The organism is Streptomyces omiyaensis (assembly GCF_014650895.1).
Lineage (GTDB): Bacteria > Actinomycetota > Actinomycetes > Streptomycetales > Streptomycetaceae > Streptomyces > Streptomyces omiyaensis.
Map to the genome: position 1 here is coordinate 477,582 of NZ_BMVV01000003.1, position 13,757 is coordinate 491,338.

The following is a 13,757-nucleotide window of genomic DNA, read 5'->3' on the forward strand; positions in this document are numbered from 1 at the left end:
GGCGCGGCTGGGGCTGATGGCCCTGCCCGTCGCGTTCTTCGCGGTCTTCTTCGCCTGGCCCGTGGTCTCGATCGTCCAGCGCGGGCTGCGGCCCGACGGCGCCTGGGACCTCGGTGCGATCGGGGCGACCCTGGGCCGGTCCGACATCCTCGACGTGCTCGGCTTCACGGTCTGGCAGGCGGCCGCCTCCACGGGGCTCACGCTACTGGTGGCGCTGCCGGGGGCGTACGTCTTCGCCCGTTTCTCCTTCCCCGGGAAGGGGGTGCTGCGGGCGGTCGTCACCGTGCCGTTCGTGCTGCCCACCGTGCTGGTCGGCACCGCCTTCCTGGCCCTGGTGGGCCGGGGCGGGTTCACCGACGAGCTGTGGGGGCTGCGGCTCGACGCCTCGGTGTGGGCGATCCTCCTCGCGCACGTCTTCTTCAACTACGCGGTCGTCGTCCGGACGGTCGGCGGGCTGTGGGCGCAGCTCGATCCGCGGCAGGAGGAGGCGGCGCGGGTGCTGGGCGCGTCCCGGTGGCGGGCGTGGCGGTCGGTGACGCTGCCCGCGCTGGTCCCGGCGGTGTCGGCGGCGGCGCTGATGGTCTTCCTCTTCACCTTCACCTCCTTCGGGGTGGTGCAGATCCTCGGCGGGGACGGGTACACGACGCTGGAAGCGGAGATCTACCGGCAGACGGCCCGGCTGCTCGACCTGCGGACGGCGGCGGTGCTGACGCTGGTGCAGTTCGCGGCGGTGGGCGCGATCCTCGCGGTGCACGCGCGGACGGCACGCCGGCGGGAGACGGCGCTGCGGCTGGTCTCCCCGGAGCTGACGGCGCGGCGGCCGCGCGGGGCGGGCCAGTGGGCGCTGCTCGGCGGGGTGCTGGCGTCGGTGGCGGTGCTGATCCTGCTGCCGCTGGGGGTGCTGGTGGAGCGGTCCTTCGCCACGCCGGAGGGGTACGGGCTGCGGTACTACCGGGCGCTGGGTTCGCTCGACGACGCGGGCACGTTCCTGGTGCCGCCGCTGGAGGCGGTGGGGAACTCGCTGCGGTACGCGGTGGTGGCCACGGGGATCGCGGTGGTGATCGGCGGGCTGGCCGCCGCGGCGCTGACCCGGCGGGCCGGCCGGCTGGTGCGGGGCTTCGACGCGCTGCTGATGCTGCCGCTCGGGGTGTCGGCGGTGACCGTCGGCTTCGGGTTCCTGATCACGCTGGACGAGCCGCCGTTCGACCTGCGGGCCAGCTGGATCCTCGTCCCGCTGGCGCAGGCGCTGGTGGGCGTGCCGTTCGTGGTCCGGACGATGCTGCCGGTGCTGCGGGCGGTGGACGAGCGGCTGCGGGAGGCGGCGGCGGTGCTGGGGGCGTCGCCGTGGCGGGCGTGGCGGGAGGTGGACCTGCCGCTGGTGCGGCGGGCGCTGCTGATCGCCGCGGGGTTCGCCTTCGCGGTGTCGCTGGGCGAGTTCGGCGCGACGGTCTTCATCGCCCGGCCCGACAGCCCGACGCTGCCGGTCGCGGTGGCGCGGCTGCTCGGCCGGCCGGGCGAGCTCAACTACGGGCAGGCGATGGCCCTGTCGACGATGCTGATGGTGGTGTGCGCGGTCTGTCTGCTGCTGCTGGAGCGGCTGCGGACCGACCGGACCACCGGGGAGTTCTGATGCTGACCCTTGAGGGCGCGACGGTACGGTTCGGGGCGCGGGCGGTCCTCGACGCGGTGGACCTGGAGGTGGCCGAGCACGAGATCGTGTGCGTGCTGGGGCCGAGCGGGTCCGGGAAGTCGACGCTGCTGCGGGCGGTCGCGGGGCTCCGGGCGCTGGACGCGGGGCGGGTGCTGCTGGGCGGTGAGGACCAGGCGGGGACGCCGGTGCACCGGCGCGGGGTGGGGCTGATGTTCCAGGACCACCAGCTGTTCCCGCAGCGGGACGTGGCCGGGAACGTGGCCTTCGGGCTGCGGATGCACGGGGTGCCGAGGGAGGAGCGGGCCGCCCGGGTGGCGGAGCTGCTCGACCTGGTGGGGCTGCCGGGTGCGGGCGGCCGGGCGGTCGGGGTGCTCTCGGGCGGCGAGCAGCAGCGGGTGGCGCTGGCGCGGGCGCTGGCGCCGCGGCCCCGGCTGCTGATGCTGGACGAGCCGCTGGGTCAGCTGGACCGGGGGCTGCGGGAGCGGCTCGTGGTGGAGCTGCGGTCGCTGTTCGGGCGGCTCGGTACGACGGTCCTCGCGGTCACGCACGACCAGGGGGAGGCGTTCGCGCTGGCGGACCGGGTGGTGGTGATGCGGGACGGGCGGATCGTGCGGTCGGGGACGCCGGTGGAGGTGTGGCGGCGGCCGGGCTCGGAGTTCGTGGCCCGCTTCCTGGGCTTCGAGAACGTGGTGGCGGCGACGGTGTCGGGCCGGGCGGCACAGACCGCGTGGGGCCGGGTGCCGGTGCCGGAGGGTTCGCCGCAGGGGGAGCGGAGGCTGCTGGTCCGTCCGGCGGGCGTCCGGGTGGCGGCGGCGGGCGAGGGGCTGGTCTGCCGGGTCGAGTCGCGGACCTTCCGGGGGCAGCACGTGTCGGTCGCGCTGCGGCCGGGGGACGGGCCGGTGCTGGAGGCGGAGCTCCCGCCGGGGGACGCGCCGGAGGCGGGCGCGGAGGTGTCGGTGGTGTTCCGGGCGGAGGACGTGGTGGTGCTGGACGGCGACGGCCGGGACGGTCAGAGCCGGTCGTAGAGGGCGCGCAGCCACGGCCGGCGCACCTCGGGCAGCCGGGCGAGGGTGTGGCGGGCGGTGCGGCGGTCGGGGGTGAAGACCCCCCAGGGGTGGTCGGGGAGCGGGTAGTCGTCGCGCAGGACGCCGGAGGGAGGGCGTCCGGAGACCGGCATGGGCGAGGTCTCGTCCGGGCGGACGAGGTGCGCCCAGACGTCGGCGGGCAGCCCGACGGGTGTCGCTCCGGTCGGCGGGGTCCACGGCCGTCCGGTGGTCCGGTCCGCGGGGACGAGCACGACGGCGGCGTCGCCGGCGGGCGTGCCGGGGCCGGCGACGGCGACCCGGCGGGTGGGCGGTCCGGCCGGGAGGACGCGGGCGAGGCTCCGGCCGAACATCTCGGTGACCGGCCCGGCGGGGAGGGCGAGGGGCCGGCCGCCGGAGGCGGCCAGCAGGTGGGCGAGGGCGGCGCCCGCCCCCGCGGTCCAGCGGGGGCTCCAGTGGCCGCGCGCGTCGACGGGCGGGGTGGGGCGGAGCGGTGCGGGGGCCCGGGCGGGGAGGCCCAGGGGGTGCCGGACGACGGCGCCGGGTGCGTACCGGACGGTGTTCCAGATCCCGCAGTCGTCCTCGCGGAAACCGATGCCGAGTCCGCAGCGGGCGCACACCAGGCTGGGTTCGTCGCCGGCGACGATGCCGAGGCAGGAGTTCCCGGACCGCTCGGGCAGGAGCCGGGTGCCGCGCGTGTCGCCGGGGGAGAGCACGATCACGTCGCGGGGACCGCCGGGGACGCCGTACTGCGGTGCGTACACCCCGAGGGCCGCCGAGCCGGCCTCGCCGATCTCCTCCCAGGTCCGCCACGGCGGCCCCCACGGGGCGGGGTCGACGGCGTAGGTGCCCGGTTCCATGAGCGTCGGCATCCAGTTGTGGCCGGCGTCGTAGTGGGCTTCCACGGGCAGGGCCACCCGCTCCACCGGCACCGACAGCGCGGTGCCGCAGCCCGCGCACGCGAAGAGGTCCACCTAGGCGGCCGCCAGCCTCTCCAGGGCCGCGGGGGCCTCGTCGATCGAGTCGACCAGGGCGATCCGGGCCGCCATCGGACGGTCGCGGGCGAGGGTCTCCAGGAGGGGCCAGGCGGGGAGGCGGACGGTCCAGTGGGCGCGGTCGACGAGGACCATGGGGGTGGGGGCGCCGAGGGAGCCGTAGTAGTTCGGGGTGGTGTTGTCGAAGATCTCCTGGACGGTGCCGGCGGCGCCGGGGAGGAAGACGACGCCGGCGGTGGAGCGGGCGAGGAGGCCGTCCTCGCGCAGGGCGTTGGTGAAGTACTTGGCGATGTGTCCGGCGAAGGCGTTGGGCGGTTCGTGGCCGTAGAACCACGTGGGGATGCCGACCGAGTCGCCGCCGTCCGGGAGGAGCGCGCGGACGGCGAAGGCGGCGCGGGCCCAGTCGGTCACCGAGGGGGTGAAGGAGGGGGCCCCGGCGAGGAGGGAGAGCGCGTCGGCGAGGGCCGGGTCGGGGTGCGGGGCCAGGTAGGCGCCGAGGTTGGCGGCCTCCATCGCGCCGGGGCCGCCGCCGGTGGCGACCGTGTACCCGGCGCGGGCGAGGGCGCGGCCGAGGCGGGCGGCGCCCGCGTAGGCCTCGCCGCCGCGGACCATGGAGTGGCCGCCCATGACGCCGACGGTCCGCCGGCCGTCGAGGTGTTCGTCGAGGGCGTCGCCGACGGCGTCGTCGTGGAGCGAGCGGAGCATCGAGGAGAAGACGTCGCCGTCGGCGCGGGTGGTGCCGAACCAGGCGTGGGCGCGGGCGTCGGGGGTCCGTTCGTATCCACCGCGCCCGGCGGTCCCGCCGGGTCCTTCGAGTCCTTCGTAGAGCTCGCCGGGGGTGTAGAGCCGGCTGCGGTACGGGTCGAAGGGGAGGCCGGGGACGGGCGGGAAGACGAGCGCCCCGTCGGCGCGGACCTTCGCGGCGGCCTCCGGCTCCATGCGGCAGCCCAGGAAGATCGTTTCCGCGGTGGAGGAGGCGAGGAGGGCGAAGGTCCGGTCGGTGAGGTCGACGGACTGGACGCGCTGCCCGGCGAGGCCGCCGGGCCGGGCGAGCGACGCGTCGAACTCGTCCAGGGTGTGGATCTCTCGCCCCGGCCCGTGCGGGCGGGACGGGGGTGGGGGCGTCGCCATGGGCCCACGATAGGCGGCCCACGGCGACGGTGCCTTCCGATTTTCCGGGCGGTCAGGCGGTCAGCGGCAGTGCCGCGAGTTCGCCGATGAGCCAGGTCAGGGGGAGGAAGACGAGGAGCAGGGCCCCGGCGCGCAGCAGGGCGGCGCTGCGCAGCACGGTCGGCGGGGCCCCGAGCCGGGCCAGCGCCGCGGCGGTGTGGGCCCGGCACTGGCGGGACTCCAGGGTCGCGGTGAGCAGGGTCGCCGTGGTGCAGGCCATGACGACGCCGGCGCCGAGGCCGGTGAGCGGTCCGAAGGCGGTGCCGCCGTCCCCGGCCCCGTACAGGGTGGCGGCGGCGAGGGTGCCGGAGAGGACCGCGCAGACGACGCCGAGGGGGCGGCCGATGCGGGTGGCCTCGTCCATGAGGACGCGGCCGGCGAGGAGGCGCACGGCGCCGGGCCGGGCGGTCTGGAGGAGCCGGCCGCACAGGTGGGTGAGGCCCGGTCCGGCGAGCGCGAGGCCGGCGGCGGTGAGGATCCAGCCGGCCAGGACGCCGGCCGGGGAGCCGTCGAAGCGGCCGGGGAGGGCGACGCCGGAGCCGCCGCCGCGGCCCGCGTACGTCTCCACGGCGAGCCCGGCGGCGATGAGGGCGACGCCCCAGGGGAGGCCGCTCGGCACGGGCCGGGCGGCCCCCTCGGGCGCGGGTGTGCCGGTGCGGGGGCGCAGGGTGAGGCCGGCGGCGGCGGCGCCGGCGGTCGGCACGATCGCGAGCAGGGTGAGGGCGGCGGCCAGCGGGAGCGGCCGGTCGGCGGCGAGGAGCCCGGCGGCGGCCCCGTCGAAGGGGAGGCCGGTGATGTCGCCGCGCAGGTGCAGGTAGAGGAGGAGGGCGACCACGGAGCCGAGGGTGCAGGCGACCGCGGTCGAGGCGGCGGCGATGGCGGTGAGCCGGGCCGGGCCGAGTCCGACGGAGGAGAGTCCGGGGCGGGGCCGGGTGGCCGGGTCGGTGCGGGCGACGGCGACGGCGAACTGGACGGTGGCGGCGATCGGCAGCGCGCACCAGAGGAGCCGGAGCACGGAGGCGGAGGAGTGCTCGGGGTGGCCGGCGGCGTAGCCGAGGGTGCACAGCAGCAGGAAGCCCACGCCGGCGGCGGCCGCGGCGACGAGGAGCCGCCGCAGCTGGACCAGCGGGTGGGAGCCGCGGACTAGACGGAGAGCGAGCACGCGGCGACGCCCTCCGCCCCCGAGGCGGGCGGCACGCTGCCGGCCCGGCGTCCGTCGAGCAGGGTGACCGTGCGGTCGGCGAGCGCCGCGACCTCGTCGTCGTGGGTGGCGAGGAGCACGGTGATGCCGTGCGAGCGGGCGGCGGCGGTGAGGGTGCGGAGCACCTGGGCGCCGTCGGCCCGGTGCAGGGCGGCGGTGGGTTCGTCGGCGAAGAGGACCGCGGGGCCGGCGGCGAGCGCGCGGGCGACGGCGACGCGCTGGCGCTGGGCGTGGGTGAGGCCGTGCGGGCGGGTGCGGGCGCAGGCGCCGATGTCGAGGCGGTCCAGCCATTCGACGGCGGCGGTCCGCGCGGCCCGGTGCGGGGTCCCGCGCAGCAGCAGCGGGAGGGCGGTGTTCTCCCAGGCGGTGAGTTCGGGGACGAGGCCGGGTTCGGGGCCGATCCAGCCGAAGCGTTCGCGGCGGAGCCGTTCGCGGCCGGCCGGGGGGAGGGTGTGGACGGGGGCGCTGTTGAACCAGATCTCGCCCTTCCGGACGGGGAGTTCGCCGGAGAGGCAGCGCAGGAGGGTGGTCTTGCCGCTGCCGCGGGGGCCGGTCACGGCGAGGATCTCTCCCTCGCGGACGCCGACGGAGACGCCGCTGAGGGCCTCCGTGCCGCCCAGGGAGCAGTGCAGGGAACGCGCCCAGAGCACGTCGTTGTCCGGTGGGGCCATCGCGTACACCTCGATGTCGGATCCGATTCTTGCGTTCCCCCGTCCGGGGGAACGAGGACCGGGCCTGTCGGTCACTGGGCACCGTAAGTATTCGGATCCGTTTGTACGGACGGCACGCGGCCCGGGCCGCCGCCATCCACTCGGATGGCGGCATGCCCGGGCCGGGGGGTCACGCCGTGAGGGCGGCGTGTGCCGGGACCGTCAGAGCTTGGTCCACGCCTCGGTCAGCACCGCGCGCAGGATGCCCTCGATCTCGTCGAAGGTGCCCTGGTCGGCGATGAGCGGCGGGGCCAGCTGGATGACCGGGTCGCCACGGTCGTCGGCGCGGCAGTACAGGCCGTTCTCGAAGAGCGCCTTGGAGAGGAAGCCGTACAGGACGCGCTCGGTCTCCTCGTCCGTGAAGGACTCCTTGGTGACCTTGTCCTTGACGAGCTCGATGCCGTAGAAGAAGCCGTTGCCGCGGACGTCGCCGACGATCGGGAGGTCGTGCAGCTTCTTCAGGGTCTCGAAGAAGTTGCCCTCCTGGTCGAGGACGTGCTGGTTGAGGCCTTCCTTGTCGAAGATGTCCAGGTTGGCGATCGCGACCGCCGAGGACACCGGGTGGCCACCGAAGGTGTAGCCGTGGAGGAAGGTGTTGTCGCCCTTGTAGAACGGCTCGGCGATGCGGTCCGAGATGATGCAGGCGCCGATCGGGGAGTAGCCCGAGGTCATGCCCTTGGCGCAGGTGATCATGTCGGGCACGTAGCCGAACTTGTCGCAGGCGAACATCGTGCCGAGGCGGCCGAAGGCGCAGATCGTCTCGTCGGAGACGAGCAGCACGTCGTACTGGTCGCAGATCTCGCGGACGCGCTGGAAGTAGCCGGGCGGCGGCGGGAAGCAGCCACCGGCGTTCTGCACCGGCTCCAGGAAGACGGCCGCGACGGTGTCGGGGCCCTCGAAGAGGATCTGGGCCTCGATCTGGTCGGCGGCCCAGCGGCCGAAGGCCTCGGGGTCGTCGCCGAAGATCGGGGCGCGGTAGATGTTGGTGTTCGGCACCTTGTGCGCGCCGGGGACCAGCGGCTCGAAGGGGGCCTTCAGGGCCGGCAGGCCGGTGATGGACAGGGCGCCCTGCGGGGTGCCGTGGTAGGCGACCGCACGCGAGATGACCTTGTACTTGGTGTGCTTGCCCTGGAGCTTGAAGTACTGCTTGGCGAGCTTCCACGCGGTCTCGACGGCCTCGCCGCCACCGGTGGTGAAGAAGACCTTGTTGAGGTCGCCCGGGGCGTAGTCCGCGAGGCGCTCGGCGAGCTCGACGGCCTTGGGGTGCGCGTACGACCACACGGGGAAGAACGCGAGCTCCTGGGCCTGCTTGTACGCGACCTCGGCCAGTTCCTGGCGGCCGTGACCGGCGTTGACCACGAAGAGGCCGGCGAGGCCGTCGAGGTAGCGCTTGCCCTTGTCGTCGAAGATGTAGGTGCCCTCACCGCGGACGATGGTGGGGACGGGGCTGTTCTCGTACGACGACATGCGGGTGAAGTGCATCCACAGGTGGTCGTAGGCAGTCTTGGAGAGGTCCTGGGTCACGGTTATCGGGTTCCCCACATATAGGTCTGCTTCTTGAGCTTCAGGTAAACGAAGCTCTCGGTGGAGCGCACGCCGGGGAGCGTGCGGATCCGCTTGTTGATCACTTCCAGAAGGTGGTCGTCGTCCTCGCAGACGATCTCCACCATCAGGTCGAAGGAGCCCGCGGTCATGACCACGTACTCGCATTCGGGCATGCCGGTCAGCGCCTCCGCGACCGGATCCAGGTCACCCTCGACGTGGATGCCGACCATCGCCTGTCGCCGGAGGCCCACGGTGAGCGGGTCGGTGACGGCGACGATCTGCATGACGCCCTGGTCGAGGAGCTTCTGGACGCGCTGCCGCACCGCCGCCTCGGAGAGGCCCACGGCCTTGCCGATGGCGGCGTAGGGACGGCGGCCGTCCTCCTGGAGCTGCTCGATGATCGCCAGGGAGACGGCATCGATCGTCGGGGACGAACCGGTTCCGGTTCTGGGGTCTGTGCTTCGACTGGCCACGTCCTCACTGTGCACCGAGATGGACCGTCGCGCAACCCGGGAGCGATGTAATTCGTTGTTTGGGAGCTCGGATGTCACTGAATCCGAAGTCGGAGGGCGTCGGGGCTGTTGAAAGCGTCAGCCGAACAAGTACGCTGGGGTGTCTCACCCATCGGGACGCCCGCACAAGGCCGTGCGGAACAGAACGTGACAGGAGGGGTGGCAAGTGACCACCGAGCTGCGCCGGCTGCGTAACTACATCGACGGAGAGTTCCGCGACGCGGCCGACGGCCGCACCATCGAGGTGACCAACCCGGCCACCGGCGAGGTGTACGCGACCTCCCCGCTCTCCGGCCAGGCCGACGTCGACGCCGCCATGGAGGCCGCCGCGGCCGCCTTCCCCGCCTGGCGCGACACCACGCCGTCCGAGCGCCAGAAGGTGCTCCTCAAGATCGCCGACGCCTTCGAGGAGCGCGCCGAGGAGCTCATCGCCGCCGAGGTCCTCAACACCGGCAAGCCGACCGCCCTCGTCGCGAGCGAGGAGGTGCCGCCGATGGTGGACCAGATCCGCTTCTTCGCCGGTGCCGCCCGTCTGCTCGAGGGCCGCTCGGCCGGCGAGTACATGGAGGGCATGACCTCCATCATCCGCCGCGAGCCGGTCGGCGTCTGCGCCCAGGTCGCGCCGTGGAACTACCCGATGATGATGGCCGTGTGGAAGTTCGCCCCGGCCCTCGCCGCGGGCAACACGGTCGTCCTCAAGCCCTCGGACACCACCCCCGCCTCCACCGTCCTGATGGCCGAGATCATCGGCGCGATCGTCCCCAAGGGCGTCTTCAACGTCATCTGCGGCGACCGCGAGACCGGCCGCGCCATGGTCGAGCACCCGACCCCGGCGATGGCCTCCATCACCGGCTCCGTCCGGGCCGGCATGCAGGTCGCCGAGTCGGCGGCCAAGGACGTCAAGCGCGTCCACCTGGAGCTGGGCGGCAAGGCCCCGGTCGTCGTCTTCGAGGACACCGACATCGAGAAGGCCGTCGAGGACATCTCCGTCGCCGGCTTCTTCAACGCCGGCCAGGACTGTACGGCCGCCACCCGCGTGCTCGTCCACGAGTCCATCCACGACGAGTTCGTCGCCGCCCTCGCCAAGGCCGCCGCCGAGACGAAGACCGGCCAGCCGGACGACGAGGACGTGCTCTACGGCCCGCTCAACAACGCCAACCAGCTGAAGCAGGTCGCCGGCTTCATCGACCGCCTCCCGGCCCACGCCAAGGTCGAGGCCGGCGGTCACCGCGTCGGCGACAAGGGCTACTTCTACGCCCCCACCGTCGTCTCCGGCCTCAAGCAGGACGACGAGATCGTCCAGAACGAGGTCTTCGGCCCGGTCATCACCGTCCAGTCCTTCACCGACGAGGCGCAGGCCCTGGAGTTCGCCAACGGCGTCGAGTACGCCCTGGCCTCCTCCGTCTGGACCAAGGACCACCAGCGCGCCATGCGCATGTCCAAGTCCCTCGACTTCGGCTGCGTCTGGATCAACACCCACATCCCGCTGGTCGCCGAGATGCCCCACGGCGGCTTCAAGAAGTCCGGCTACGGCAAGGACCTCTCCGCGTACGGCTTCGAGGACTACACGCGCATCAAGCACGTCATGACCTCGCTGGGCTGAACCGCCCGGTAGTCCGTCGCGCCACGGCCCCGGCACCGTCGATCCGATGATCGACAAGGTGTCGGGGCCGTGCCGTGCCGCTCGACGGAGCGTCCATTGCGACGGCTCCCGGCCGGGGGCGATGCTTCGCGGGTGAGAGCGACAGCCAGGAACACCACGCCCCGCCGGTCCGTGCTGCGGGGACTCGGAGCCGCCGGAGCCGCCGGCCTCCTCGCCGCCTGCGGCGTGAAGCCCGCCCACGTCGCCGAGGGCGAGCGCGCCGGCCGGGACCTGTCCGGCCGCGAGCGGAGCCTCACCTTCGCCAACTGGCCGCTCTACATCGACACGGACGACGACGACCCGCAGAAGCGGCCCACCCTCGACGCCTTCCGGGAGCGGACCGGGATCTCCGTCCGCTACACCGAGGAGATCAACGACAACGACGAGTTCTTCGGCAAGGTCGGCCCGGCCCTCATGAACGGCCAGGCGAGCGACCGCGACCTCATCGTCGTCAGCGACTGGATGGCCGCCCGCTTCGTCCGCCTCGGCTGGGTCCAGAAGATGGACCGCGCCGCCCAGCCGAACGTCGCCGGCCACCTCGACCCCCAGCTGCGCCGCCCCGCCTTCGACCCCGGCCGGCTCCACTCCGTGCCCTGGCAGTCCGGCATCACCGGCATCGCCTACAACCGGCGCGCGCTCGGCCGGGAGCTGCGCTCCACCCGGCAGCTGTGGGACGCCGACCTGCGCGGCAAGGTCACCCTCCTCTCCGGCCTCGACGAGTCCATCTCCCTGCTCATGCAGGGCGACGGGGTCGACGTCACCCGCTGGACCGCCGACGACTTCCACGCCGTCTGCGACCGGATCGAGAAGCTGGTCGCCCAGAAGCACATCCGCCGCTTCACCGGCAACGACTACATCAAGGACCTGTCCGGCGGCGACGTGCTCGCCTGCCAGGCGTACTCCGGCGACGTCATCCAGCTCCAGGCCGACAACCCCGACATCGCGTTCGTCGTCCCCGAGGAGGGCGGCGAGCTGTGGGCCGAGTCGCTGCTCGTCCCCAACCTCGCCCGGCACAAGGCCAACGCCGAGAAGCTCGTCGACTACTACTACGAGCCCGAGGTCGCCGCCGAACTCGCCGCCTGGGTCAACTACGTCTGCCCGGTCCCCGCCGCCCAGGCGGTCCTGGCCGACTCCGGCGACGAGGAGCTGGCCGCCCTCGCCGAGGACCCGCTGGTCTTCCCCGACCGGGAGATGCGCGGACGCCTCGCCATCGCCCGCGACATCGCCGCGTCCGAGCGCCGCGAGATGGCCAAGCGCTGGAACGGGATCGTCGGCCTCTGAACCGGCGGTCCCCGCACCTGCACCCCCCGTTTTTGAACGCGTTCAGAGGGGGCGTACGCTGCCTCCATGAGCGACACGAACGGGCCGAGAGCCCTTCTCGCGCGCATCCGCGCCTGGCTGATCTTCTTCGTCGTCTGCCTCGTCCTGAGCGGGCTCACCGCCTTCCCGCTCGTCACCGAACTCCGCTGGCTCGACTCCTCGCTGACCGGCTGGGCCGCCCCCGTCGCCCAGGCCCTCCCCGGTCTCGCGGAGTGGATCCACGAGGTGGCCGGCGGCGTCGCGACGGCCGGCGCCGAGGCGCCCTACCTCCTCTACGGCACCGACTGGCTCGCCTTCGCCCACCTCGTCATCGCCGTCGCCTTCCACGGCGCGTACCGCGATCCCGTCCGCAACATCTGGGTCGTCGAGTTCGGCATGATCGCCTGCGTCGGCATCATCCCCCTCGCGCTGATCTGCGGGCCGATCCGCGACATCCCCTTCTGGTGGTCGGTGATCGACATGTCCTTCGGGGTCCTCGGCATCCTGCCGCTGCTCCACGTCCGCCGCATGATCAAGCGCCTCGAAGCCGTCACGGCGACGGCGGCGGCACCGGCGGCCGTGCCCGCGTAGCCGCCGCCCGGACCGCCGCCGCCACCCGGTCCGGGGGCACGCCGGCGGGGACGGTCACGCCCAGCGCGGCGACCGTCCCCACCGGGCCGCCCTCACCCCCGTCGCGTACACGGTCGGCACCGGCTTCCGCCCCGCCCGGCGGATCGCGCGCGAGCAGGTCCCGCACCGGGACGGCTGGTGATCAGTCCGGCAGGCCGTACGCCCCGACCATCAGCGACAGGACCGTCCGGTTGGTGTCCTGTCCCTTGGCGTCGGTGGAGTTGACGCTGTAGACGAGGGTGCGGGAGCCGTCGCGGGTCGAGGCGATCGCCGTGTTGTACCCCCAGCGGCCCCCGGTCTTGCCCCAGACCTCCCGCCCGCCGAGCCGCTTCATCGACAGGCCGGCCGAGAAGGCGGCCGGGTCGCCGCTGCGGAAGTCGGTGACCGGCGGCAGGGTGAACATCTCCTCCAGGAGCGGGCCGCGGACCACCCGGCCCGCGAACAGCGCCCGGGTGAACCGCTCCAGGTCCGCCGTGGTCGACACCAGGTCGCCGGCCGCCCAGCCGTCCGTCGCCGGCCACACCGAGACGTCGCGCAGCCCCGTCGTGCCGTCGTCGAGCCGCATGGTCTGGTAGCCGTGGTTGTACGGCCCCCGGATCTCCGCCTCGCCCCCCGGCAGGTACGTGTCCCGCAGGCCCAGCGGGCGCAGGATCCGCCGCTCCACCTGGTGCTCGTAGGAGTCGCCCGTCACCCGCTCCACGAGCAGCCCCGCGATCGTGTAGCCGATGTTCAGGTAGTGCTGCCGGGTGCCCGGGCGGAACTCGCGGGGCTTCGACGTCGCCGAGCGGACCAGCTCCCCGGGCTCGTACGCCTCGAAGCGGCGCTCGTACCACTCCTCCACGGTCGTGCCGGGGAGGGTCGGGGCCGGGATGCCGTGCGTGTGGTTCAGCAACTGGCGGACGGTCACCGTCGCGTACCGGCCGGGGATCAGCTCCGGCAGGTACGAGCGGGCCGTCCGGTCCAGGTCGATCCGGCCCTCGGCGGCCAGCTGGAGCACGGTCGCCGCCGTGAAGACCTTCGTCACCGACCCGGCCCGGAAGCGGGCCGCCGGGTCGGCGGGCGCACCCGACTCCAGGTCGTGGACGCCCGCGGCGCCCCGCCAGGAACCCCCGGTGCCGCCGACCCGCACCAGGGCCGCCGTCGCGTCGGCGCGGGGCAGGCCCGCGATCACCGCCGACAGGTCGGGGGAGCCCGGGGGGACCGCCGGGGCCGGGGCGGAAGCCGCCGGGGCCGTCGCCGCGAAGGCGGGGGAGAGGGCGGCCGGTCCGGCCGCGACGCCCAGCACCAGGGCGGCGGCGAGCAGGGTGCGGGTGGACCTCTTCAGGGACGCGTTCACGTCGGACTCCTCGGCTGTGGGCT

At 73.9% G+C, this 13,757-nt stretch carries 12 protein-coding genes; 5 read left to right on the forward strand and 7 right to left on the reverse strand.

Annotated elements, in window-relative coordinates; all coding sequences use genetic code 11:
* Window positions 1–16: 16 nt before the first annotated feature.
* Both IE287_RS07740 and IE287_RS07745 read left to right on the forward strand, forming a co-directional pair.
* Window positions 17–1,630, forward strand: a complete 1,614-nt coding sequence (locus IE287_RS07740; protein ID WP_189848136.1) for an ABC transporter permease — start codon at window positions 17–19, stop codon at window positions 1,628–1,630.
* On the forward strand, window positions 1,630–2,676 hold the full coding sequence (locus tag IE287_RS07745) for an ABC transporter ATP-binding protein (protein ID WP_189848137.1): 1,047 nt from the start codon (window positions 1,630–1,632) through the stop codon (window positions 2,674–2,676). Before IE287_RS07740 ends, IE287_RS07745 begins: the two co-directional genes overlap by 1 nt.
* On the opposite strand, the gene IE287_RS07750 is transcribed toward IE287_RS07745, so the two are convergent.
* The 6 genes from IE287_RS07750 to IE287_RS07775 all read right to left on the reverse strand — a co-directional run bounded on the left by IE287_RS07750 (window position 2,661) and on the right by IE287_RS07775 (window position 8,788).
* The gene (locus IE287_RS07750) at window positions 2,661–3,668 is read right to left on the reverse strand and encodes a hypothetical protein (RefSeq protein WP_189848138.1); all 1,008 of its coding nucleotides are present in this window, start codon (window positions 3,666–3,668) and stop codon (window positions 2,661–2,663) included. The two genes, IE287_RS07745 and IE287_RS07750, sit on opposite strands and share 16 nt — an antisense overlap.
* Window positions 3,669–4,820: an LOG family protein gene (locus IE287_RS07755; protein WP_189848139.1), complete on the reverse strand. Its 1,152-nt coding sequence runs from the start codon at window positions 4,818–4,820 to the stop codon at window positions 3,669–3,671.
* A 52-nt stretch (window positions 4,821–4,872) separates the two neighbouring features.
* Window positions 4,873–6,021, reverse strand: coding sequence for a hypothetical protein (locus IE287_RS07760; protein ID WP_189848140.1), 1,149 nt, complete (start codon window positions 6,019–6,021; stop codon window positions 4,873–4,875).
* Window positions 6,003–6,731 (reverse strand): ABC transporter ATP-binding protein, encoded by a 729-nt coding sequence (locus tag IE287_RS07765; RefSeq protein ID WP_189848141.1) that lies wholly within the window; start codon window positions 6,729–6,731, stop codon window positions 6,003–6,005. The genes IE287_RS07760 and IE287_RS07765 overlap by 19 nt, the downstream gene beginning before the upstream one ends.
* Before the next feature lie 201 nt (window positions 6,732–6,932).
* On the reverse strand, window positions 6,933–8,312 hold the full coding sequence (locus IE287_RS07770; RefSeq protein ID WP_189848142.1) for an aspartate aminotransferase family protein: 1,380 nt from the start codon (window positions 8,310–8,312) through the stop codon (window positions 6,933–6,935).
* Window positions 8,297–8,788: an Lrp/AsnC family transcriptional regulator gene (locus IE287_RS07775; RefSeq protein ID WP_229883325.1), complete on the reverse strand. Its 492-nt coding sequence runs from the start codon at window positions 8,786–8,788 to the stop codon at window positions 8,297–8,299. The genes IE287_RS07770 and IE287_RS07775 overlap by 16 nt, the downstream gene beginning before the upstream one ends.
* A 205-nt stretch (window positions 8,789–8,993) precedes the next feature.
* Here IE287_RS07775 and IE287_RS07780 point away from each other — a divergent pair, with 205 nt between their 5' ends.
* The 3 genes from IE287_RS07780 to IE287_RS07790 all read left to right on the forward strand — a co-directional run bounded on the left by IE287_RS07780 (window position 8,994) and on the right by IE287_RS07790 (window position 12,359).
* Window positions 8,994–10,430 (forward strand): gamma-aminobutyraldehyde dehydrogenase, encoded by a 1,437-nt coding sequence (locus IE287_RS07780; protein ID WP_189848144.1) that lies wholly within the window; start codon window positions 8,994–8,996, stop codon window positions 10,428–10,430.
* 132 nt (window positions 10,431–10,562) lie between these two features.
* Entirely contained in the window at window positions 10,563–11,750 is a 1,188-nt protein-coding gene (locus IE287_RS07785; RefSeq protein ID WP_189848145.1) for a polyamine ABC transporter substrate-binding protein, read from the forward strand.
* 66 nt (window positions 11,751–11,816) lie between these two features.
* Entirely contained in the window at window positions 11,817–12,359 is a 543-nt protein-coding gene (locus IE287_RS07790) for a hypothetical protein (RefSeq protein ID WP_189848146.1), read from the forward strand.
* Between the two features lie 181 nt (window positions 12,360–12,540).
* Here IE287_RS07790 and IE287_RS07795 read toward each other — a convergent pair whose 3' ends face one another.
* Window positions 12,541–13,722 (reverse strand): serine hydrolase domain-containing protein, encoded by a 1,182-nt coding sequence (locus tag IE287_RS07795; RefSeq protein WP_189848245.1) that lies wholly within the window; start codon window positions 13,720–13,722, stop codon window positions 12,541–12,543.
* Between the last annotated feature and the right edge of the window lie 35 nt (window positions 13,723–13,757).

Coding starts and splice junctions, on each gene's coding strand:
- IE287_RS07740 (WP_189848136.1), top strand. CDS start 17: ATGGCCCTGCCCGTCGCGTTCTTCGCGGTCTTCTTCGCCTGGCCCGTG.
- IE287_RS07745 (WP_189848137.1), top strand. CDS start 1,630: ATGCTGACCCTTGAGGGCGCGACGGTACGGTTCGGGGCGCGGGCGGTC.
- IE287_RS07755 (WP_189848139.1), bottom strand. CDS start 4,820: ATGGCGACGCCCCCACCCCCGTCCCGCCCGCACGGGCCGGGGCGAGAG.
- IE287_RS07765 (WP_189848141.1), bottom strand. CDS start 6,731: ATGGCCCCACCGGACAACGACGTGCTCTGGGCGCGTTCCCTGCACTGC.
- IE287_RS07790 (WP_189848146.1), top strand. CDS start 11,817: ATGAGCGACACGAACGGGCCGAGAGCCCTTCTCGCGCGCATCCGCGCC.